The organism is Pseudorhodoplanes sp. (assembly GCA_032027085.1).
In the GTDB taxonomy this organism is placed as follows: domain Bacteria; phylum Pseudomonadota; class Alphaproteobacteria; order Rhizobiales; family Xanthobacteraceae; genus Pseudorhodoplanes.
On the sequence record JAVSMS010000001.1, the window covers coordinates 175,857 to 196,796 of the forward strand.

Annotated in this window: 25 protein-coding genes; 12 read left to right on the plus strand and 13 right to left on the minus strand. The window is 61.4% G+C overall.

Translation table 11 applies throughout. The features are described 5' to 3' along the window. Positions 1–9: 9 nt before the first annotated feature. Positions 10–978 (minus strand): tripartite tricarboxylate transporter substrate binding protein, encoded by a 969-nt coding sequence (locus RO009_00910; protein MDT3683589.1) that lies wholly within the window; start codon positions 976–978, stop codon positions 10–12. A 93-nt stretch (positions 979–1,071) separates the two neighbouring features. Here RO009_00910 and RO009_00915 point away from each other — a divergent pair, with 93 nt between their 5' ends. Continuing rightward, complete coding sequence (locus RO009_00915) at positions 1,072–1,869, plus strand: IclR family transcriptional regulator C-terminal domain-containing protein (GenBank protein ID MDT3683590.1); 798 nt, start codon at positions 1,072–1,074, stop codon at positions 1,867–1,869. Between the two features lie 94 nt (positions 1,870–1,963). After that, positions 1,964–3,592 carry an acyl-CoA synthetase gene (locus RO009_00920; GenBank protein ID MDT3683591.1) on the plus strand — a complete coding sequence of 543 codons (1,629 nt, stop codon included), beginning with the start codon at positions 1,964–1,966 and terminating at the stop codon, positions 3,590–3,592. A 3-nt stretch (positions 3,593–3,595) separates the two neighbouring features. Here the strand turns inward: RO009_00920 and RO009_00925 are convergent, their stop codons facing one another. The 4 genes from RO009_00925 to RO009_00940 all read right to left on the minus strand — a co-directional run bounded on the left by RO009_00925 (position 3,596) and on the right by RO009_00940 (position 5,623). Further along, positions 3,596–3,862, minus strand: coding sequence for a hypothetical protein (locus RO009_00925; protein MDT3683592.1), 267 nt, complete (start codon positions 3,860–3,862; stop codon positions 3,596–3,598). A gap of 140 nt (positions 3,863–4,002) precedes the next feature. After that, positions 4,003–4,320: a hypothetical protein gene (locus tag RO009_00930; protein MDT3683593.1), complete on the minus strand. Its 318-nt coding sequence runs from the start codon at positions 4,318–4,320 to the stop codon at positions 4,003–4,005. Between the two features lie 41 nt (positions 4,321–4,361). Next, on the minus strand, positions 4,362–5,333 hold the full coding sequence (locus tag RO009_00935) for a tripartite tricarboxylate transporter substrate binding protein (protein ID MDT3683594.1): 972 nt from the start codon (positions 5,331–5,333) through the stop codon (positions 4,362–4,364). Between the two features lie 104 nt (positions 5,334–5,437). Further along, positions 5,438–5,623, minus strand: coding sequence for a DUF465 domain-containing protein (locus RO009_00940; protein MDT3683595.1), 186 nt, complete (start codon positions 5,621–5,623; stop codon positions 5,438–5,440). Between the two features lie 287 nt (positions 5,624–5,910). Here RO009_00940 and RO009_00945 point away from each other — a divergent pair, with 287 nt between their 5' ends. Continuing rightward, positions 5,911–6,117, plus strand: coding sequence for a DUF465 domain-containing protein (locus RO009_00945; protein MDT3683596.1), 207 nt, complete (start codon positions 5,911–5,913; stop codon positions 6,115–6,117). A gap of 200 nt (positions 6,118–6,317) precedes the next feature. Continuing rightward, positions 6,318–7,307 carry a transporter substrate-binding domain-containing protein gene (locus RO009_00950; protein MDT3683597.1) on the plus strand — a complete coding sequence of 330 codons (990 nt, stop codon included), beginning with the start codon at positions 6,318–6,320 and terminating at the stop codon, positions 7,305–7,307. A 30-nt stretch (positions 7,308–7,337) separates the two neighbouring features. On the opposite strand, the gene RO009_00955 is transcribed toward RO009_00950, so the two are convergent. After that, positions 7,338–7,901 carry a cyclic nucleotide-binding domain-containing protein gene (locus RO009_00955; GenBank protein ID MDT3683598.1) on the minus strand — a complete coding sequence of 188 codons (564 nt, stop codon included), beginning with the start codon at positions 7,899–7,901 and terminating at the stop codon, positions 7,338–7,340. 267 nt (positions 7,902–8,168) lie between these two features. On the opposite strand from RO009_00955, the gene purE reads away from it, so the two are divergent. The 4 genes from purE (at position 8,169) to RO009_00975 (ending at position 11,332) form a co-directional block, all read left to right on the plus strand. Further along, complete coding sequence (purE, locus tag RO009_00960; GenBank protein ID MDT3683599.1) at positions 8,169–8,666, plus strand: 5-(carboxyamino)imidazole ribonucleotide mutase; 498 nt, start codon at positions 8,169–8,171, stop codon at positions 8,664–8,666. Positions 8,667–8,681: 15 nt separating this feature from the next. Beyond that, positions 8,682–9,773, plus strand: a complete 1,092-nt coding sequence (locus RO009_00965) for a 5-(carboxyamino)imidazole ribonucleotide synthase (protein ID MDT3683600.1) — start codon at positions 8,682–8,684, stop codon at positions 9,771–9,773. A 293-nt stretch (positions 9,774–10,066) separates the two neighbouring features. Continuing rightward, positions 10,067–10,327 (plus strand): 30S ribosomal protein S21, encoded by a 261-nt coding sequence (gene rpsU, locus RO009_00970; protein MDT3683601.1) that lies wholly within the window; start codon positions 10,067–10,069, stop codon positions 10,325–10,327. A gap of 138 nt (positions 10,328–10,465) precedes the next feature. Then, a complete protein-coding gene (locus RO009_00975) occupies positions 10,466–11,332 on the plus strand; it encodes a tetratricopeptide repeat protein (protein ID MDT3683602.1) in 867 nt (288 codons plus the stop codon). 37 nt (positions 11,333–11,369) lie between these two features. Here the strand turns inward: RO009_00975 and RO009_00980 are convergent, their stop codons facing one another. Continuing rightward, the gene (locus tag RO009_00980; GenBank protein MDT3683603.1) at positions 11,370–12,173 is read right to left on the minus strand and encodes an alpha/beta hydrolase; all 804 of its coding nucleotides are present in this window, start codon (positions 12,171–12,173) and stop codon (positions 11,370–11,372) included. 82 nt (positions 12,174–12,255) lie between these two features. On the opposite strand from RO009_00980, the gene RO009_00985 reads away from it, so the two are divergent. Genes RO009_00985 through RO009_00995 form a run of 3 tightly spaced genes read left to right on the plus strand, consistent with a single transcriptional unit; the run spans position 12,256 to position 14,670 of the window. Continuing rightward, entirely contained in the window at positions 12,256–12,954 is a 699-nt protein-coding gene (locus tag RO009_00985; GenBank protein ID MDT3683604.1) for an MgtC/SapB family protein, read from the plus strand. 26 nt (positions 12,955–12,980) lie between these two features. Then, on the plus strand, positions 12,981–14,171 hold the full coding sequence (locus tag RO009_00990; GenBank protein MDT3683605.1) for an MFS transporter: 1,191 nt from the start codon (positions 12,981–12,983) through the stop codon (positions 14,169–14,171). Beyond that, complete coding sequence (locus tag RO009_00995; GenBank protein ID MDT3683606.1) at positions 14,164–14,670, plus strand: GNAT family N-acetyltransferase; 507 nt, start codon at positions 14,164–14,166, stop codon at positions 14,668–14,670. The genes RO009_00990 and RO009_00995 overlap by 8 nt, the downstream gene beginning before the upstream one ends. A 3-nt stretch (positions 14,671–14,673) precedes the next feature. Here RO009_00995 and RO009_01000 read toward each other — a convergent pair whose 3' ends face one another. From RO009_01000 to RO009_01025, 6 genes are all read right to left on the minus strand, one after another. Next, a complete protein-coding gene (locus tag RO009_01000; GenBank protein MDT3683607.1) occupies positions 14,674–15,054 on the minus strand; it encodes a DUF3606 domain-containing protein in 381 nt (126 codons plus the stop codon). Positions 15,055–15,095: 41 nt separating this feature from the next. Further along, on the minus strand, positions 15,096–16,490 hold the full coding sequence (locus RO009_01005) for an NAD(P)(+) transhydrogenase (Re/Si-specific) subunit beta (protein ID MDT3683608.1): 1,395 nt from the start codon (positions 16,488–16,490) through the stop codon (positions 15,096–15,098). 136 nt (positions 16,491–16,626) lie between these two features. Beyond that, positions 16,627–16,938, minus strand: coding sequence for a proton-translocating transhydrogenase family protein (locus tag RO009_01010; GenBank protein MDT3683609.1), 312 nt, complete (start codon positions 16,936–16,938; stop codon positions 16,627–16,629). 153 nt (positions 16,939–17,091) lie between these two features. Next, positions 17,092–18,225 (minus strand): Re/Si-specific NAD(P)(+) transhydrogenase subunit alpha, encoded by a 1,134-nt coding sequence (locus RO009_01015; GenBank protein MDT3683610.1) that lies wholly within the window; start codon positions 18,223–18,225, stop codon positions 17,092–17,094. 30 nt (positions 18,226–18,255) lie between these two features. Further along, positions 18,256–18,408, minus strand: a complete 153-nt coding sequence (locus tag RO009_01020; protein ID MDT3683611.1) for an aa3-type cytochrome c oxidase subunit IV — start codon at positions 18,406–18,408, stop codon at positions 18,256–18,258. A gap of 338 nt (positions 18,409–18,746) precedes the next feature. Further along, positions 18,747–20,102: an AarF/ABC1/UbiB kinase family protein gene (locus tag RO009_01025; GenBank protein ID MDT3683612.1), complete on the minus strand. Its 1,356-nt coding sequence runs from the start codon at positions 20,100–20,102 to the stop codon at positions 18,747–18,749. Between the two features lie 121 nt (positions 20,103–20,223). Between RO009_01025 and RO009_01030 the strand changes: the two genes are divergently transcribed. Next, the gene (locus RO009_01030; GenBank protein ID MDT3683613.1) at positions 20,224–20,925 is read left to right on the plus strand and encodes an SIMPL domain-containing protein; all 702 of its coding nucleotides are present in this window, start codon (positions 20,224–20,226) and stop codon (positions 20,923–20,925) included. Positions 20,926–20,940 lie beyond the last annotated feature (15 nt).

Sequence of the window (20,940 nt, forward strand, 5' to 3'; positions counted from 1 at the left end):
GCGGTACACTCAGTCGATCGAAAGATTGGCGCCGCGCACAGCCTGCGCCCACTTTGCAGTTTCGCTCTTGATGAAATTCGCAAATTCCTCAGGCGTCGAGGCGATAATTTCCGCAGCTTGCGCCGTCAGCTTACTTTTCACTTCTGGGTCATTCAGCGCTGCGGCAACTGCCTTATGCAGCTTTTCGACTATCGGAGCCGGCGTGTTCGCGGGCGCGACGACACCGATCCAGCCTTGTGCGCTGTAGCCCTTGAGTCCCGCTTCGCGGATTGTCGGAAGATCGGGAGTAACCGGCGACCGCTTCTCACCCGTCACGGCGAGTGCCCGCAACTTACCGGCCTGCACCAGCGGCAAGGCCGTGATCAACGAGTCGAACATCACCTGCACATGATTGCCGACCAGGTCATTCAGCGCCGGCGCGCTTCCCTTGTAGGGGACGTGCGGCATATTCACGCCGGCCTGATGGACGAACAATTCGCCGGAGAGATGCATGGAGGTGCCGTTGCCGCCGGAAGCGCGATTGAGCTTACCCGGATTCGCCTTTGCAAAGTCGATCAGTTCCTTGACTGATCTCGCCTGCACTTCCGGATTGACGACTAGAACCAGAGGATATTGCACGACCTGGGAAACTGGCGTGAAATCCTTCAGCGGGTCATAGGTCAGCTTCTTATAGAGCGTCTGATTGATGGCGTGCGTCCCGATGGTCGCCATGAGAATGGTGTAGCCGTCGGGAGCCGCCTTCGCGACAACATCGGCGCCGATATTGCCACCACCGCCGGGACGCGCCTCCACGACGACCGGCTGCCCGAGCGTAGCCGACATCTTGTCGGCGATGAGGCGCGCGGTGATTTCGGTCGGCCCGCCTGCTGCCGCGGGCACCACAAAGCGGATCGGCCGTGTCGGAAAATCCTGCGCGAGAACGGGCTGGCTGACCAGCGCTGCAGCAACCAGCGCCGCAAGTCGATGCGCGAACTTCATGCTGAAACTCCATAACTCTATTGTAGTCGTTCGACTGTCGAACATATAATCGACTGTCGAACGACCCATAACACCCGCCAGGGCCGCCTGTAAATGCTGGTCACCACCCGCGAGATTGAGAGTTGGCCATCCGGAAGCGACGAATTCGTCGAGGCCTTCGCCAAAGGACTCGCCGTCATCGGCGCATTCGGCGAAACCGGCGGCACGGTTTCAATTTCCGATCTGGCCAAACGAACCGGGCTGCCCCGTGCCGGGGTGCGGCGTTTGGTGCTGACACTCGTCACACTTGGGCTCGCAGAAGAGCGCGATGGACGCTTTGCGCTCACCCAGCGGGTCATGCGGCTGGGCTACGCCTACCTCTCGTCCCTTGACCTGCGGCAGGTTGCGCAGCCGCTGATTGAGAGCCTGGCGCGGGAATGTGGTGAAGTGGTCGCGGTATCGGTGCTCGATGGTGACGAAATTGTCTACGTCGCCCGTGCCGAACCGCAGAGCGTGCTGCGCCGCAGCCTTACGATCGGCAGCCGGCTCCCCGCCTTTTGCACGTCGATGGGGCGGGTGTTGCTCTCAGGGCTGTCGGAGCAGAGCCTCGCCACCTACTTCACACGCGCCACGCTTCCCGCCTATACGCGGCACACGATGACCGACAGGTCTGCCCTTGAACGGGAAATCCTCTCGATCAAGCAACAGGGCTGGACATTCGTAAGTGAAGAACTTGAGCTGGGCACTTGCGGATTGGCCGCACCCATCAAGGATCATTGCGGACATGTTATCGCCGCACTGAACATCAGCACCAATCTTGGTCGGTACTCGGGACGGGCTTTCGTCAAGCAGTTCAGGGGACAATTGCTGGACATTGCCGGCGAAATCTCCGCCCGCCTGCCGATATCGTAAGGTCGCGCTCATGCTGCCTCCGAGGCTTACAAAGCGCCGGATTGATTGCGACCCCTCTCCTCAGTAGTTTGCCCGCATTGAGGGGAACAGGACTATGGCGAAATCGCCCTACGACACAGATCTCGACCGCGCGCCCGCAAATTTTCAGCCGCTGACGCCGCTGCAGTTTCTTGAACGCTCGGCCGCGGTCTATCCCGATCACACCGCCATCATCCACGGCGCGTTGCGCCGCAATTACCGCGATTTCTATGCCCGTGCCCGTCGTCTGGCCTCCGCGCTCACCAAACGCGGCATCGGCAAGAACGACACGGTCTCGGTCGTGCTCGCCAACACGCCGGCCATGCTGGAAGCGCATTACGGGGTGCCAATGGCCGGCGCCGTGCTCAACTCCATCAATACGCGGCTTGATGCCGCCATCATCGCCTTCACCCTGGATCACGCCGACGCCAAAGTGCTGATCACCGACCGGGAATTTTCCAGGGTGGTGAAGGAGGCACTGAAGCTCGCCAAGGCGAAGCCGCTGGTGATCGACTATGAGGATCCGGAATTTTCCGGGGATGGCGAGCGGCTGGGCGCGATCGAATACGAAGAGTTCCTGAAAGAAGGCGATCCCGAATTCGCCTGGCAGATGCCAAGCGACGAGTGGGATGCAATCTCGCTCAATTACACCTCAGGCACGACCGGCGATCCGAAAGGTGTCGTTTATCACCACCGCGGCGCGTACCTGCTGGCCATGGGCAATGTCATCACAACCGCCATGCCGGCGCATCCGGTCTATCTGTGGACGCTGCCGATGTTCCATTGCAACGGCTGGTGCTTTCCCTGGACGGTATCGATCGTCGCCGGCACGCATGTCTGCCTGCGTGCCGTGCGCGCGCCGGCGATGTACGATGCCATCGCGACACACGGGGTGACGCATCTGTGCGGCGCCCCTATTGTCATGTCGACATTGCTGAACGCGAAGCCGGAAGAGAAAAAGCCGATCGCGCATCAGGTGAATTTCGCGACCGCCGCCGCCCCGCCGCCTGAAGCGGTTCTCGCCGGCATGAAAGCCGCCGGATTCAACGTTACGCATGTTTACGGGCTCACCGAAGTCTATGGCCCGGCGACGGTGAACGACTGGCACGCGGAATGGGACGAGCTGTCGTCTGCCGAACAGGCGGCAAAGAAAGCGCGTCAGGGCGTGCGCTACCCGGTGCTGGAAGCGCTCGACGTGATCGATCCCGAGACCATGAAGCCGGTGCCGCGCGACGGGCAAACGCTCGGCGAAGTGATGTTCCGCGGCAACGTGGTGATGAAAGGATATCTGAAGAACAAGAGTGCGACGGGAAAGGCGCTGGCCGGGGGCTGGTTCCATTCCGGCGATCTCGGTGTGATCCATCCGGACGGCTATATCCAGCTCAAGGACCGCTCCAAGGACATCATCATTTCCGGCGGCGAGAATATTTCATCGATCGAAGTGGAGGATGCGCTCTACAAGCATCCCGCCGTGCAGGCGGCGGCCGTCGTCGCCAAGGCCGACGAGAAATGGGGCGAAACGCCCTGCGCTTTCATCGAGCTGAAGCCCGGCCAGAGCGCGACCTCAGAAGAGCTCGTTGCCTGGTGCAGGCAGAATCTCGCCAGCTACAAGGTGCCGAAATACGTCGTGTTCACCGAATTGCCGAAGACCTCGACCGGCAAGGTGCAGAAATTCAAGCTGCGGGACATGGCGAAAGAGGTGTAGCGGCTACGCCGCCTCCGCTTCGACCACACCAACCACCAGCCCCTTGCCGAGAGCGCGTAGCGCCGCCGTCAGGGCCGCCAGCTTGGTCGGTCCGATCGAGGATGCGACGCAATTCTTTCTCGTCTTTGCCGATGCCGCGCGCCAACTCGCTTTTTCTCTGATGTCGGCGGCCGCGAATGCTTCCAAAACCGCAAGCTTTGCCGCTGCATCCGGCGCGACGACGATCTCGACAAGGCTGCGGCTCTTGGCGCCTGGCCGGGGCAGTGGCATTCCGTATTCCAAATAGGTCAGGCTCTCCAAAGCTTTAACGCAGGGGAAGCGGGCGATCCAGTAAACGCAATCCATACAGTGATTGCTGGATGCCCCGCTTTCGCGGGCATGACGAGGGGAAAGAAGTGAGCCAAATTAATTCACTTCTTCCCGTTCTTCCCCTTCTCCAGTTCTTCCACCTGCCCGCGCAGCTTCGCCAGCGCGTCCTTCAGTGCCACAATTTCGCTCTGCGCCGCGGCAAGCTGCGCCTTTGCCGCTGCCATCTCCCGGTCCGCCGCTGCCTGTTTCTGTTGCGCCTCCAGCGTCGTCTTGTTCAGCCGCTGCTGCAGGAATTCGATGTTGGCCTGCAGGCAGCCGGTGCGGCGCTCCATGTTCTTTTCGGCGGTGCAGATTTCCAGGCCGCGCACGTCCTGCGCCGCGGCCGGGGGAAGAGCGAAAGTCAGCGCGACAGCGGCCATTGTTCCGGCCGCGTGGAACCACACCCGTATAGCAGGCATCCTCAATTGACCTTCAGGCCGAGCTTCTTGATGAGCGCCGCCCACTTGCTCTCGTCTCGGTCGAGCAAGGCAGCGTGTTCCTCCGGCGTCGACGATATCGGCACCGCGGCGTCATGCGCGATCCGCTGTTTCACGTCGTCGGACGCCAGGGCCTTGCGCAATTCGGCATTGAGCTTCTGGACGATCTCGCGTGGGGTGCCAGCCGGGGCCAAGAGACCGTAATAGAGCTCGGCTTCAAAGCCCGGCAGCCCGGATTCGGAGACTGTCGGCACGTCCGGCAAAAGCGGTGACCGCTTTGCGGAGGTTACCGCCAAAGGCCGCAGCGCGCCGCCCTTGATGTTGCCAAAGGCCGGCGGAATGATGTTGCAGGCGACCGAAACATGGCCGCCAACCAGATCGTTGATGCTCTGCGCCGTGCCCTTGTAGGGGATGAGATTCATCTGCGCGCCAGACAGCGACATGAACAATTCGGCGCAGAGATGAGAGCCTGTGCCTTTCGGCGACGAGCCGATATTGATCTTGCCCGGTTCTTTCTTCGCCGCGCTGATCAGATCGGCCACAGTCTTGTAGGGCGTCGGCGGATAGGCCATGAACGCCATCGGCATCACTGCGATCAGTCCGATCGGCGCAAAGTCCTTGCGTATGTCGTAGCCGGTATTCGGAGCGTAAAGCGACGGGTTGATTCCGAGCGTACCGGTATGACCGAGCAGCAGCGTGTAGCCATCCGGCGCCGCTTTCGCCACCGCGCGCGTGCCGATTAGTCCGCCGGCGCCGCCGCGATTGTCGACGACCACCTGCTGGCCGAGCGTCGTCGACAATTTATCGGCGATGATACGCGCCATCGCGTCGTTGCCGCCGCCGGGCGGAAACGGAACCACGAGCATGATCGGACGGGCAGGATAAGTCTGCGACTGCGCCGGCCAAGCGACCAAGACCGCAAGTAACATTACCGAACAACGAACCAGTCCCAACATGACGCCCGCTCCCAAATTTCTTTTTCCGAAATAAAAGCCGCCAGCCTCCTTTCGGAGAGCCGGCGGCTCAGCCGTTTCAAATACCCCCGGTGCTAAATCCAGCGTCAGTGAATACTGGCGCTGACCCGATGCTGAAGACGAACGATTTCGTCCTTCACCTGCAACTTGCGACGTTTCAGTTCGGCAATCTTGGTGTCATCCGTGGATGGATGCGCGAGCGCGTCCAATATTTCATCCTCAAGCGCCTGATGCCGGGCCTTGAGTTCCGCAAGATGAACATCTGGGGACATACAGGTCTCCTGTGAGAGGTGGAGCCTAGGGCACCAAATGTGACATGGTGATTGTGGCAAGTCGATTGCCCGCAAGGCTCCAAACAGAAAAAATCCCCGCTAAATCGATAGTGGAACCTTGCGAGGGGGGCCGCCGAAATGGAATGATAGTATTCTTCAGGGCTCGATGGTTGATTTGCAAACCCCTGAAAAAGATGAATTTTCGTCAAACCATACCGGTTCCGGCGGCGGGCGACCGGTATGGGGCATCGTACCGTCCTTACTGATTTGCGGTCTAACTGGCGGCGATGACAAAAGAGGAAGAAAGCGAGCTTCGGACACAACTGGCCCGCCTGCAGCAGGAGCATCGCGACCTGGATGTGGCGATCGAAGCGCTGATCGAATCCCCGGGGTCGGATCTGTTACAGGTGCAGCGGCTGAAGAAACGCAAGCTTGTCTTGCGCGACCGCATCGCGTTCATCGAAGACCAGCTGACCCCCGACATCATTGCGTAGCGTGGCAGGCAGCGGTCGCGCGTCATCTGGATTTGGCAGCCCGCTGCCGCCATACTTGCGGGTGGAAAAACTCAACCGAACGGAAGTGTTGCGTGCGTCTTGTCGCGAAATGGCTAGCTATTGTTATCGCGGCGACGACTGCCGCCGCGCTATCGCTTCCATCATGTCGGGCCCAGCCGATATCGCTGGACGGCAGAGAATTGGTTGTCGGAACCAAAGACGCGCCGCCTTTCGCGATGAAGACGGAAGACGGCACTTGGACGGGAATCAGCATCGATCTGTGGCGGCGCATCGCCGACGAGAAAAAGTGGCGCTATCGCCTCGCCGAAGCGCAGACGGTGCAGGAGCTGGTCGATGGTGTCACCGCCGGTAAATTCGACGTGGCGGTCGCCGCTTTGACGGTCACTGCGGCGCGTGAAAACGTTCTCGATTTCACCTCCGCCTTCTATTCGACCGGTCTTGGAATCGCCGTTATGGCCGGCGGGCCGCCGAGCTGGATGCCAGTCGTCGACGCCTTGACATCGTTCGGTTTCGCCCAGGCGGTTCTCGCCTTGATCGCACTGGCATTGCTGGTCGGGCTGATCGTGTGGTTTTTCGAGCGCCGTCACAACGAGGAATTTGGCGGCGGGCTCGCGCGCGGACTGAGTTCGAGCGTTTGGTGGACGACCGTGGCGATGACCCAGCGCGGGATTGGCAATTTCGGCCCGCGAACGTTACCCGGCCGCGCCATTGCGATGCTGTGGATGGTCGGTTCGATCATCGCCATTGCGGTATTCACGGCCGGCATTACCTCGGCGCTCACTGTGAAAAAGTTGCAGGGCGCAGTGCACAGTGTCGCCGACCTGTCGACTGTCCGAGTGGGCACGGTGTCGGCTACCAGCGGCGAAGCATCGCTGGCGCTGCTGCGCGTCAAGGCGCAAGGCTTTCCGACGGCGAAGGACGGACTGATTGCCCTGCGTAGCGGCGAGATTGACGCCTTTGTCTACGACAAGCCGCTTCTGGCCTGGACGGTAAATCATGAATTCCGCGGCACGATCCAGCTTCTGGATTCAATCTTCGACCCGCAGAATTATGCCTTTGCGGTCGTCGCCAATTCGCCGCTGCGAAAGCCGCTCAGCGTCGCCATGCTGGAAAAACTGCAGACCCGCTGGTGGGAGGAAACCCTGTTCCGCTTTCTCGGTTACCGGTGACGGTTATGGGCTGAGCGCCGCGCAAAGCGTTCAGGCTTTGTGTGCCTCAGCCAGGCGCTGCTCCAGCCATTTGTTATTGGCGAAAAGGCGCTGTGTCATCAGCTTCAAGAAAAAGAAGCCAAAACGCGGATTCTGGAAATAGAGTTGCTTGACCTGACCGTAAGTGATCTCCAGCAGTTCGCCCTCCTCAAGACAGCGAAATGTCTGCGTCCGCTGATGCTGCGGGGCGACCAGCCCCATCTCGCCAACCACCTGCCCAGACGTAATCTCGATACCGATTTCGACAAGCAGATAGCGGCCGCTGACGACATAGAACATCTTGTCGGCGTTATCTCCCTTGTGGAACACCGTTTCGCCTGCACGACAGAGGCGCGTGTTGGTGAAGGACTTGATCCATTCCATCGACAGATCGCTATTTGAAGCCTGATTCACCAGCGCCACAAGACGCATCATCTGATAGAGACGCACGGAATTCAGCGGCAACAAGATCGCGTGCAGCACGAGCTGCGGGTAGACGGCAGCGAAATAGCCATAGAGGATGAACAGGAAATTGGCACAAATGCCGATGACACGCAGCGGAATCATCGTCTTCATTGAATAGGTGGCGACCGTCAGAACGGCCGCGACATAACCGATGAGTTCACTTTTGTGGTTCCAGTTGTTCCAGAGCTCAAGCAGCGCCGCATATTCAGGAAATCTGCATCCACTCATCAGTCCGTATCCCTGCCGATCTTTTCCGGCACTATAACGGACGCGCAGTGCCATGCCATCGAAGCGTCGCACGCGCCGCGCATTTTGCCGCTTGCTCACCCCTCTCTCGTCCCTATAATCCGCCGCTTCTTTTCGGGGGGATCAGGTCCGATGGCGGGAAAATCCGCAAAGAAGCCGGTGGCCATCATCATGGGCAGCCAGTCTGACTGGCAAACCATGCGGCACGCGGCCGAGACGCTGGAAATCCTGAAGGTCGGCTACGAGGCGCTGATCGTGTCGGCCCACCGGACGCCCGACCGTCTCTATGCCTTCGCAAAATCGGCCCGCAAGAAAGGCTTCAAGGCGATCATCGCCGGCGCCGGTGGCGCCGCGCATCTGCCAGGCATGGCCGCATCCATGACCTCGCTGCCGGTTTTCGGCGTGCCGATGAATGTCACCGCCCTTGAAGGCAAGGATTCGCTGTTGTCGATTGTGCAGATGCCCGCCGGCATTCCGGTCGGCACGCTGGCGATCGGCAAACCGGGCGCTGTCAATGCAGGGCTGCTCGCCGCCCAGGTGCTCGCATTGTCCGACGCCGCGCTTGCCAAGCGCATCGATGCCTGGCGCGCCAAGCAGACCAAAGCCGTCGCCAAGAAGCCGAAAGACTGATTGCGCAAGACCTGCATGACCAAGCCCGCCTTTCATGCGCTGAAGCCCGGCGCCACCATCGGCATTCTCGGTGGCGGCCAGCTCGGCCGCATGCTGGCGCAGGCAGCCGCACAGCTCGGTCTGCATTGCCACATTTATGCGGCGGAAACCGATTCCTGCGCCTTCGAAGTCGTGCGCCATGCTACGATTGCAGACTATGCCGACCGCACCGCGCTGGACACTTTCGCGCAGGATTGCGACGTCATCACCTATGAATTCGAAAATGTGCCGGCAGAAACCGCAGCCTTTCTCGCCGCGCGCAAGCCCGTGCTGCCCGATCCGCAGGTGCTGGCGCTGACGCAAGATCGCCTCGTTGAGAAGGATTTCATCGCGAAGCTGAAAATCCCGACCGCGCCTTATGCCGCCGTCGGCAGCGCAGAGGAACTCGCAGCAGCCGTGAAAAAGATCGGCCTGCCCGCCGTGCTGAAGACGCGCCGGCTTGGCTATGACGGCAAGGGCCAGGCCATGATCCGGAAGGCCGGAGACGCCGCCGCCGCCTGGCATTCGCTCGGGGAAGCGCCCTGTATTCTCGAAGGCTTCGTGCGGTTCGAGCGGGAGATTTCCGTCGTCGTGGCCCGCGCGCGTGACGGCAAGGTGGCCGCCTTCGACGTCGCGGAGAACGAGCATCGCGAGCACATCCTGAAGACAACCAGAATACCGGCCAGAATTTCGGCGAAGGAAGCACAGAAGGCGCGGAAGATTGCGGAGAAGATCGCAAAAGCGTTCAATTACGTCGGAGTTCTGGCGGTCGAGATGTTCGTGGTGAAGAACGGCCGCGAGCGCGAGGTGCTGGTCAACGAGATCGCGCCGCGCGTCCATAACTCCGGGCACTGGACGCTGGACGGTTGTTCGGTTTCGCAATTCGAGCAGCATATCCGGGCAGTCGCCGGCTGGACCCTGGCTCGGCCGGTGCGCCTCGGGCGGGTGGAGTTGACCAACCTGATCGGCCGGGAGGTGAACGATTACGCCAAGTGGCTGTCGGTCCCCGGCGCCTCGGTGCACCTCTACGGCAAGGGGGACCCCCGGCCCGGCCGGAAAATGGGGCATGTGACCCGGCTTATCCGCTGAACCCGGCATGCAGCCCCGGAGTTACTTGGCCCGCCGTTCCACGACCGGTCATTTTTCCAAGCCTCTGTGCCGGACCCGCCCCGGAGAAGGCGCTGGCATTGCGGGTCCAAAGGCAGAAATAGTCCGCGGAGGCAGAAAGCAGCGTTTGACCGGCCGGTGGGGCCAAAACCGGACCGGGTCGACGCTTATGGACTCTTGATCCTGATTCTGGTACATGCGCGCGACTCGAAAGGCCTGTAACAGGCCCTTCCGGCCCCCTATAATTCCATCCGGCTTCTGAAGAAGGAACACCCGTGCAGGTTCTTGTCCGCGACAACAATGTTGATCAGGCCCTCAAGGCGCTCAAAAAGAAGATGCAGCGCGAGGGCATTTTCCGCGAAATGAAGCTTCGCGGCCATTACGAAAAGCCCTCCGAGAAGAAAGCCCGGCAGAAGGCGGAAGCGGTGCGCCGCGCCCGCAAGCTCGCGCGCAAGAAACTGCAGCGCGAAGGCCTGCTGCCGATGAAGCCGAAAGTTGATACACGTGGCCCCGGCGCGGCTCGCGGCCGCGGCTGATTCGATTTCCGATCGTGAGTGTCCGGCGCGGGGCACGGCAAAGCCGGCTCCGCGTTGTTATTTTGCGGGGTCTGACACCGGCGCCTTACGCATCGTGGGACCCAACATCGTCTCGAACAAGCCACATCGAGAGCGCGCATGACAATCGGGCTGTTTCAATCGCGCGCCGCCGTCTGCTTGTCTCTGCTCATTGCAGCCCTTGCCGCCGGCTGTTCGAGCAGCGCCATCCACGGCAACGCGGTCCCGCTGACCGAGGAAGCCGCTTACGCCTCTTCGCCGGTCAATATCGTCTCGCTCACCGAGGTGATTCAGCGCAATCCCAAGGATCCGCAAGCCTACAATATGCGCGGCACCGTGTTCGGCCAGGCTGGCCGCCGCCGGGAAGCGCTTGAAGATTTCAACAAGGCGATCAGCCTCGATCCCAATTATGCGCAGGCCTATGCCAATCGCGGCCTGCTTTATCGCCAGAACAATCAGCTCGATCTTGCGCTGGCCGATTATAACAAGTCGATTTCGATCGATGCCAATTATGCGGCGGCCTATCTTGGACGCGGCATGGTCAATCGGCTGAAAGGCCAGCTCATTCCCGCGCTGAACGATTTCAACAAGGCGATCGCAATCCGCCCCGACAATACGCAGGCCTATTACAATCGTGGCCTGCTTTATCAGAGCCAGAAGCAGCACCAGTTTGCGATCGACGATCTGTCGACCGCGATCACGCTCTCGCAACGCGACGCCGAGCCTTTTGTTGCCCGCGCGCTGAGCTACCTGGCAGTAGGCGACGCAAAATCGGCCGCCGACGATCTCGACAACGCCGTCGCGCTCGACCCGCAAAACATCACCGCCTGGACCAGCCGCGGCCTTGCCTATGAACGGCTGGGCGATCGGGAAAAATCGGCGGGCTCTTACGCGAAGGCGCTCAACATCAGCCAGAATTACGAACCGGCCAATGCCGGCTTCAAACGGGTCGGCGGACAATTCGGAAAAACATATCAGGCATTTTGATTTTCCCTCTCCCCACTTGCCGGGAGAATGAAGTGGCTCAATTGACCGTTTTCTCCAAAAACTCCCTCACGGCCACCTGAGCGCCGTGCTGATCGAGATTCTCATGCTCGCCCAGCGGAAACGGCACAAACCGCTTTGGCTCGGGCGCGAGTTCGAAAAGCCGCTGGCCGTAAGCGAAGGGAATGACGTTGTCGCGCATGCCGTGGAAAATCAGGATCGGCGCTTTGACCTGGCCGATACGCGTATCAGAGCGGAATTGGTCCTTCATCAGCAGGCTGACTGGAATGAAAGGATAAGCCGCGAAGGCAATGTCGGCGGTGGAGGTGTAAGGCGCTTCCAGAATCAGCGCATCGGCCTTGCGCTCAGCCGCCACCGCCACAGCAACCCCGGTGCCGAGCGACTCGCCCCAGATCACGAGCTTTGCTTTCGGATATTGCGCACGGGCGAACGCGTAGGCCGCATCTCCATCGGCCAGCAGCCCCTCCTCGCTTGGCGAGCCGCCCGATCCGCCATACCCGCGATAGGACAAGGCGACGAGCCCGCTGCCATCCGCGGTCAGATTTTTGAAGCGCGCCACGCGATGGCGCAACGCGCCGCCATTGCCGTGAAAATAAAGGAAGACGGGCTTCTCCTCGCGCGGCGCCACGTGCCAGACGATAACGTCCGTGCCGTCGGAGGATTTCAGCACGTTCTCCCGAGCTTGCGAAAACCCCGTCATGGCAGGCGCGGTGCGCACGACCTCCGGGAAATACATCAGCGAGCGCTGGGCCAGATACATCAGGCCCACAATACCCCCATAGCAAACCAGCACGGTCAGCAGAATCGGTTTCAAGATCGCCATGCCCTGATATACAAAGGCCGTTGTGCAGTCTTTGCGGCAGTCGTGTCGCAATCAAGAAAAACATGACCTGGAGGACAGCACAATGAGCCTTGGTCAGGAAGAACTGGTGATCGCCATCCGCATTCTGGCGGCACTGTTCACCGGTGCGGTCATTGGCCTGGAACGGAGCTTCCACGGGCGTCCGGCCGGCTTTCGCACCCATGCATTGGTTTGCGTCGCCTCGGCGCTGTTGATGCTGGTGACGGTCTATCAGGATACCTGGATGACACATGTTTCGCCCGACGCCATCCGCACCGACCCCACGCGTATGGCGCAGGGCATCATGACCGGAATTGGCTTCCTGGGCGCCGGCGTGATCTTCAAGGAAGGTCTCACCGTCCGTGGCCTGACCACCGCCGCCTCGATCTGGATCACGTCAGCCATCGGCATTCTGATCGGCATCGGCTTCTATTTCGCCGCCATTCTTGGCGCGGCCTGCACGCTCGCCGTGCTCGGCATTTTCCGGGTCATCGAAAACAGACTGCCATCGGAATATTACGCGTACCATATCGTCGGCTTCAAACGCGACAAGGCAATGAGCGAGGACATGTTGCGGAAAGCGATCCGGGACTTTGGCTTCGACGTTTCCAATGTATCGTCGCGTCTGACCGATGGCGGCGAGATTTTCGAGTATCGCATGATGATCAAGAGCCGCGACCGGTCAGCGACCGACAAGCTCTCGCAATTTCTGCGCGGCCTGCCGGAGGTCGCGGAATTTCGAATTTCGCCGACCGGCGATTAACCAACGACAATAGAGAATCAAGAAATATGCCTGACAAAACCCGCTGGGGCGCCGTACTGGCCCTGGTTCTGGCCGGCGCGGTTGCTGCGCTACAGATCGGCAAGGCCGCGATTGCGCTGCCCGCGCTGCAGACCGAATTGTCGTTGTCGCTGTTCGCGGCGGCCTGGATCGTCGGCGCCTACAGCACCCTCGGAGCGCTTGCCGGCCTGCCGGGCGGCATCCTGGTGTCGATGCTTGATGCTCGCCGCACCTTGCTGGCCGGGCTTGTCCTGGCCGGCGCGGCAAGCCTTGCCGGCGCCGCGGTATCCTCCGGCCCGCTGCTGATCGCGACGCGCATGCTGGAAGGATGCGGCTTTCTGGCCATCGCCATCGCGACGCCGCGCCTCATGCGCGCGGTTGTGGCGCCGCGCGACACCGAAATGGTTTTTGCGCTGTGGGGCGTCTATCTCCCGGCCGGTGCGGCCGCGATGATGCTCGCGGGCCCCTATCTCCTGGGCTTCGGATGGCAGGCTCTGTGGGTCGTCAATGGCGTGCTGGCGCTTCTGTACGCGGCCTTTCTCAGCCGTCTCGACATCCACGACTCTGCGGCGTCTGCGGGATCCATGAAGGATGTCCTGCCCAACATCCGGACCGTGCTGCACGCGCCTGGACCGCTCCTGCTCGCCATCATCTTCGGCATCTACACGTTTCAGTATTCCGCGCTCACGGGTTTGATGCCCACGTTGTTGGTGCAGCAACTCGGTCTGTCCATCCCTGCGGCCGGGTTCGTCAGCGCCCTGACGGTCCTCGCCAATGCCGTCGGCAATTTGTCGGCAAGCGCCATGATGCGACTCGGCGCGCCGATCTGGGCGGTGATCGCGGCCGCCTTCACGTTTCTGGGTTGCGCCAGCTTCGGCATTTTCTCGCAGGCCGTGCCCGTTGCCATCGTTGCTGGGCTGGCCTGTGCGAATCTAGTCTTCACCGGCCTGATTCCTGCTTCGATTTTTGCCGCAGCGCCGCGCCTTGCGCCGGGATCGGCCCTGCTTGCGATCGCAGTCGGGCTGGTCAACCAGACCAGTAATCTTGGCAATCTGATGGGGCCGGCGGCGCTCGGCGCTTTCGTGCAGGCCTTTGGCTGGGCGCGTGCCCCCTTCGTGTTTATCGGTGTCATGATCGCAGGCGTGACCGTGGCGCTTCTCCTGCGCCGCGAGCTGCGGCAAAAGGAGCGGCATGGCTGAGGAGAGCGCGCCATACCTCAAGATCAGACCGGCATCAGACAGCAACCGCAAGGCCATCTGGCGCGTTCTTGAACCGACCTTCCGTGCCGGCGAAACCTATCCGATCCCGCGCGACATCAGCGAAGCCGACGCACTCGCCTACTGGTTTGCACCGGGCCATGAGGTCTTTGTGGCCGAAAGCGGCGGCGCGCTTGTCGGCACCTATTATCTGCGCGCCAACAACCGCGGCGGCGGCGCACACGTGGCGAATTGCGGCTACGTCGTTGCGCCCGACGCGATGCAGAAGGGCGTGGCGCGCGCGATGTGTGCGCATTCGCTCGATCGCGCGCGCGAGCGCGGCTTTCGCGCCATGCAGTTCAATTTTGTGATCAGTACCAACACCCGCGCCGTGAAGCTGTGGCAGAGCTGCGGCTTCGAGATTTGCGGGGTGCTGCCAAATGCATTCGACCATCCCACGCGCGGGATGGTCGATGCCTTGGTCCTCTATCAGAAACTGTAGGGCTTATTTGCGCCTTGCAACTTTTCTCTTCTTGCCCTTCTTTTTGCGGGCAGCCTTTAGAAAAGTCGCAACCCTGGTCGATGAGCGACCGGCCTCGCTGACTGCGGATTTCAGCCGGGCCGGCGTGACCTTGAACTTCTTCGACCAGTAGCGGACCTCGTAGTCCTCTTTCAAGGAAATCATCGTACGGTCGCGCGCCTTGCGCTTGTGCAGCTTGATATAGGCTTCGACTTTCTTTGACGAACGGCCGACGACCTTCACCGCCGCCTTCAGCTTGGCCGGCGTCACCTTGAATTTCTTGCACCAGTAGCGGACCTCATAGGGCTCGCTCACCGCAATCAGCGCACGATCGGAACCGCCGCGCATTCGCTTGTTGTCCACCATGGCAATCTCCTGCTGCTGAAAATGATTCGGCAGCGGCGATTTTACATGCCTTTGACGATGCTCTCGGTCATTTTCTTGGCGTCGCCGAGAAGCATCATGGTGTTGTCGCGGTAGAACAGCGGGTTGTCGATGCCGGCATAGCCTGACGCCAGCGAGCGCTTGATGAACATCACAGTGCCCGCCTTCCAGACCTGCAGCACCGGCATCCCGTAGATCGGCGAGGACTTGTCCTCTTCCGCCGCCGGATTGGTCACGTCGTTGGCACCGATGACAAAGGCGATGTCCGCCTGCGCGAATTCGGAATTGATGTCCTCGAGCTCGAATACCTCGTCATAGGGAACATTCGCTTCAGCCAGCAGCACGTTCATGTGCCCCGGCATGCGGCCGGCGACCGGATGGATGGCGTATTTGACCTCGACGCCTTCCTTCTTCAGATGATCGGCCATCTCGCGCAGCGCATGCTGCGCCTGCGCCACCGCCATGCCGTAACCCGGCACGATGATCACCTTGGAGGCGTTCTTCATGATATAGGCGGCGTCTTCCGCCGATCCCAGTTTCACCGGCCGCTGCTCCGCGGCGCCCGCAGCCGCGGCGGTTTCGCCGCCGAACCCGCCGAGGATGACGGAGATGAAGGAGCGGTTCATGCCCTTGCACATGATGTAGGACAGGATCGCACCGGACGAGCCGACCAAGGCGCCGGTGATGATCAGCGCCGAATTGCCGAGGGTGAAGCCGATGCCGGCCGCCGCCCAGCCGGAATAGGAATTCAGCATCGAGATCACGACCGGCATGTCGGCGCCGCCGATCGGGATGATGATGAGGACACCGAGGACCAAAGCGATGATCGTGACCAGCCAGAAATCGATCTGGCTCTGCGACACGACCAGGCCATAGATAAAGAAGATCATTGCGGCGGCGAGCGCGACATTGATGATGTGCCGTGCCGGCAGCAGGATCGGGGCGCCGCTCATGCGGCCGGAGAGTTTCAGGAAGGCGATGACCGACCCGGTAAAGGTCAGCGCACCGATGGCGACGCCAAGCGCCATCTCGACCAGGCTCGACTTGTGGATATTGCCGACCGTGCCGATGTCAAAAGCCCCCGGCGCGTAATAGGCGCCGGCCGCCACCAGCACCGCCGCCATGCCGACCAGCGAGTGAAAGGCGGCGACCAGTTCCGGCATCGAGGTCATCGGCACCTTGCGCGCAATCACTGCGCCGACGCTGCCGCCGATCGCGAGGCCGCCGACCACCAGCACCCAGCCGATCGCATCCGCAGGCGGATGTGATCCAAGCGTCGTCAGGATGGCGATGGTCATGCCGATCATGCCGAACAGGTTGCCCTGGCGGCTGGTTTCCGGGCTCGACAAACCGCGCAGCGCCAGGATGAAGAGGACGCCGGCGACGAGATAAAGAAGAGCGACGATATTGGGGCTCATTGCTGCGCTCCGTCATGCGCCGGCCCGACCCGCGCATCCATCCGAAAAAAAAGAATCTTGCGAAGCGCGATGGATTGCCGGATCAGGCCCGGCAATGGCGACGGCATCTTTCGAACAAATTTAGCCATGGTCGTCGTCACTTCTTTTTCTTCTGGTACATCGCCAGCATGCGCTGTGTGACGAGGAAGCCACCGAAGATATTGACGGAGGCGAAGACCAGCGCGATGAAACCAAGCGCGCGCGCGATGAAGGGTCCCTGGCTGTCGGTCGCCAGCGGGACACCGACCGCGAGCAGCGCGCCAACCACGATCACCGACGAGATCGCATTGGTCACCGACATCAGCGGCGTGTGCAGGGCCGGGGTCACCGACCAGACAACGTAATAGCCGACAAAGACGGCAAGCACGAAAATGGACAGACGGAAGACAAAAGGATCGACGGCTTCCATACAGGCGGTCTCCTTTACTTTCCGGTCATTCCGGGACGCTCCGAAGGCGCGGACCCGAAATCCAGAGGCGGATGCTGAACGTGTTGCTGAATTGCGGCTTCGCGCGCTGCGCGCGTGCCCCGGAATGATGAATCGCTAAGCGGGACCATTTGTTCAAGCAGCGGTCTTCGGCTGGAAATTCGGATGCACGACGGCGCCGTCGCGCGTCAGCGTAACCGCCTTCAGGATCTCGTCGTCCCAGTTTATCGCGAGCTTCTTCTCCTTCTTGTCGATCAGGATGTCGAGGAAGGTGAGCAGATTTTTCGCGTAGAGCGCCGACGATGACGCGGCGAGCCGTCCCGGCACATTGGCATAGCCCACGATCTTGACGGCGTTCACGTCAACGACCTCGTTGGCCTTGACCCCTTCGACATTGCCGCCGCGCTCGACTGCGAGATCGACGATCACCGAACCGGGCTTCATCGACGCCACCATTTCCCTGGAGACAAGGCGCGGCGCAGGGCGGCCGGGGATCAACGCCGTAGTGATAACGATGTCCTGCTTCTGGATATGTTCAGCAATGAGCGCCGCCTGCTTGGCCTGGTACTCCTTCGACATCTCCTTGGCGTAACCGCCGGCGGTCTCGGCCTGTTTGAATTCCTCGTCCTCGACTGCGATGAATTTGGCGCCGAGTGACTGAACCTGTTCCTTCACCGCCGGCCGCACGTCGGTTGCGGTGACGATTCCGCCGAGACGGCGCGCGGTGGCAATAGCCTGCAGCCCGGCAACGCCGACCCCCATGACGAAGACTTTCGCGGCGGGCACGGTGCCGGCCGCCGTCATCATCATCGGCAGCGCGCGGCCATACTCGGCGGCGGCATCGATCACCGCGCGATAACCGGCAAGGTTGGCCTGCGAAGAGAGGACGTCCATCGACTGCGCACGCGTGATGCGCGGCATCAATTCCATCGCAAACGTGGTCAGACCAGCATCGGCCATCGCCTTCAGCGCCGCCTCGTTGCCATAAGGGTCCATGATGGCGACGACCAGCGCGCCTTTCTTGTAGGACTTGATCTCATCGGCCGTCGGACGACGCACCTTGAGGACAATGTCCGCGTCCCTCACCACGCCGGTGCCGACCGTCGCGCCGGCCGCCTTGTAATCGGCATCGAGAACGCCGGACCTTACGCCCGCGCCCGCCTCCACCGCGACCTCGGCGCCAAGGCTGATGAACTTCTTGACGGTTTCCGGCGTGCCGGCCACGCGCGGCTCGGCGGTGTCGGTTTCTGCCGCCATTGCGATTTTCATGAACGCCCCCCGACGCCACAGCCTGGCGGGTTAGACGAGGAAATAGGCCATCAGGATGAGCAGGACGACAAGGAAGCCAACCGCCCATTTCGTGAGCGTCAGGAACATCGCATAAGTGGCCTCATGTGCCGGCAAGTCGTTGCCTTCAGCGGTGGAATACTGAATTTCGCCATGGTCCGCCATGTCAAAGCCCCTTGCAGTCTCGGGTTTTGTTTCAAAGCAGGGGTATCGCAACAGCGCCGACCTTGCAATGCCGGCCGTGGCCGAAATGGGGATTCCGCCCTTATCGTTTGATCGTATGTCTCGATGGAATCCGCATTTTCTAGGCTCGGTCAGGCGCGGCTCAGCAACCCGAAGCCATCCGCGCCGGATCAATTTTCGCCGGACAAAATCCGCAGGCTGAATTGGACAGGCGAAAAAAGTCAGCTCCGCTTTCAGGGAGAGAACAATGCGCAGAATTGCCATGTGGATCAGCATGCGGATCGGTGCAGCCTCCCGCCGGCTGCCGCGGCTGCAAACCCTCAGGACAGACCGGCCGCCACAAGCACGCGGCGCTGCTCGGCCTCCACCCTGGCGCTGGAGAAATCCCCGAGCATGTCCTGAAACAGGCGGCACCAGTTGAGCTCCGCCTTCAGATGAAGAAAGACGCCGCCAAGACCAATCGCCGCGCGATCCATGAAGACGAATTCACGCGGCACCGTCACCGGTCCCTTCTGCTTCAGCGCCTGGTGCACGCGGAAGGCTTCGCGGCGCCCATATTCGGATGGCTTCACGCCGTCGGCAATGGACCGCACGCGGTCATCCAGCAGCGGGCCATAGATAAAGCGCGCCCAGATGTTGAGCACCTCGATCAGAGCGCGTGACAGATTCTTGAATCCCCAGGTCTCGTAGGCATTCACAATCAGCGCGTCGTCGCCGCGCTGCAGCCCGCGATACAGGTCGACCACTCCGCCGACAAAACGCGGCGGGAAAATCCGAATGCAGCCGTAATCGAGCAGGTTGATTCCCTGCGGCCCATCTTGCCCCTCGAACACCGAATAATTTCCGAGATGCGGGTCACCGTGAATGACACCGAAGCGGCTGAACGGAAGCCACCACGCGGTGAACATGGCCTGAGCAAGACGATTGCGTGCCTCAAGCGGCGCATCCTTGTACAAGAGAATGCGTTTGCCCTCCAGCCAGTCCAGCGTAAGCAGACGTCGCGTCGACAATTCCGGCCAGACGCGCGGGACGCGGATGCTGTCGATGCCGGAGAGCATGTCGCGATAGAGTGTGACATGCTTCGCCTCGCGCTCATAATCGAGCTCCTCGCGAATGCGGTCGGAAATCTCGCGGCCGATCTCGCTCGGATCGATAACAGGCTCCAGCCGGCGATAGAGCGCGAACAGCATCTGCAATTGCGTGAGATCGGCTTCGACCGCCGACTGCATGTCGGGATATTGCAGCTTGCACGCCAGTTCGCTGCCGTCATGCGCACGCGCTTTATGCACCTGGCCAAGCGAGGCCGCGGCGGCCGAATGATGTTCGAAGGACGCGAATTTCTTTTGCCAGTCGGCACCCAACTCCGCGCTCATGCGCCGTTTTACAAAAGCCCAGCCCATGGGCGGCGCCTCGCTCTGCAGCTTGGCGAGTTCGATTGTGTATTCGGGCGGGATCGCTTCCGGAATGGTAGCGAGCAGTTGCGCCACCTTCATGATCGGGCCTTTCAGCCCGCCAAGCGCGGCACTCAGCGCCGCCGCGTTCTCCGCGCGGTCGAGCCCCATGCCGAGAAAACGCGCCGCCGCGAGCCGCGCGGCAATGCCGCCGACATTGGTGCCGACGCGGGCATAGCGGGCGGCGCGCGCGGTGAAACGGTTGGCTTCGGGGTCTTCGGTCATGCTCACTCGTCGATAGCACTAAGATAGTGCCGTGCGGCAAAAAGGCGAGTCGCGAGGAAGCGGCCACAGATTCGCCGCCGCCAGCCGTTAACCGGCATCATCGCTTGACGGAGACATTTTCATGAAGACCACGATTGCGGCAATGCTGGCGACTTTTCTCCTTTTCCAGGCAGCCCCCTCCCCGGCACAACCGGCCAGTGATCGCGGTCCATCCATCACCGTTCGCGGTGACGGCCGCGCCGAGGTGCAGCCGGACATCGCCCGCATCTCGGTGGAAGTCGTGACGCGTGGAAAAACGCTGGAGACCGCCGGCAGCAGCCACAAGGAACGCGCGGCGAAAGCGACCGCTGCCTTGCGCGCGCTGGCCAAGGATGGCCTCACCATCGAGCAATCGAATTTCCGTCTCGATCAGGTGCGCCAGCCGGCCCCGCAGCAGGGACCTCGGCAGGAGACAGAGTATCAGGCGGTCACCTCCTATGAGCTCAAGACCAAGAAACTCGATACCATCGACGCGGTGATCACCGCGATTGCCGACACCGGCCTGTTCGAGATGCGCAATGTCCGCTTCGGCCTCGACGAGAAGAGCAACGCCCTCGACATGGCGCGACGCGACGCGGTCGCCGATGCCCGTCAGCGCGCCAAGATCTATGCGGAGGCGGCCGGCGTGCAGCTCGGCGACGTCATCGAGATCACCGATTCGGAGCCGCGCATGCTGCGCGAATTCGCAGCGCCGATGGCCGCGCGCGGCATGCAGGTTGCCCCGCCGGAGACGATCGCGGCGACGGCGCATGTCACGATGACATGGCGGCTGAAGCAGCCGTGACAGTTAGCTCTTCGG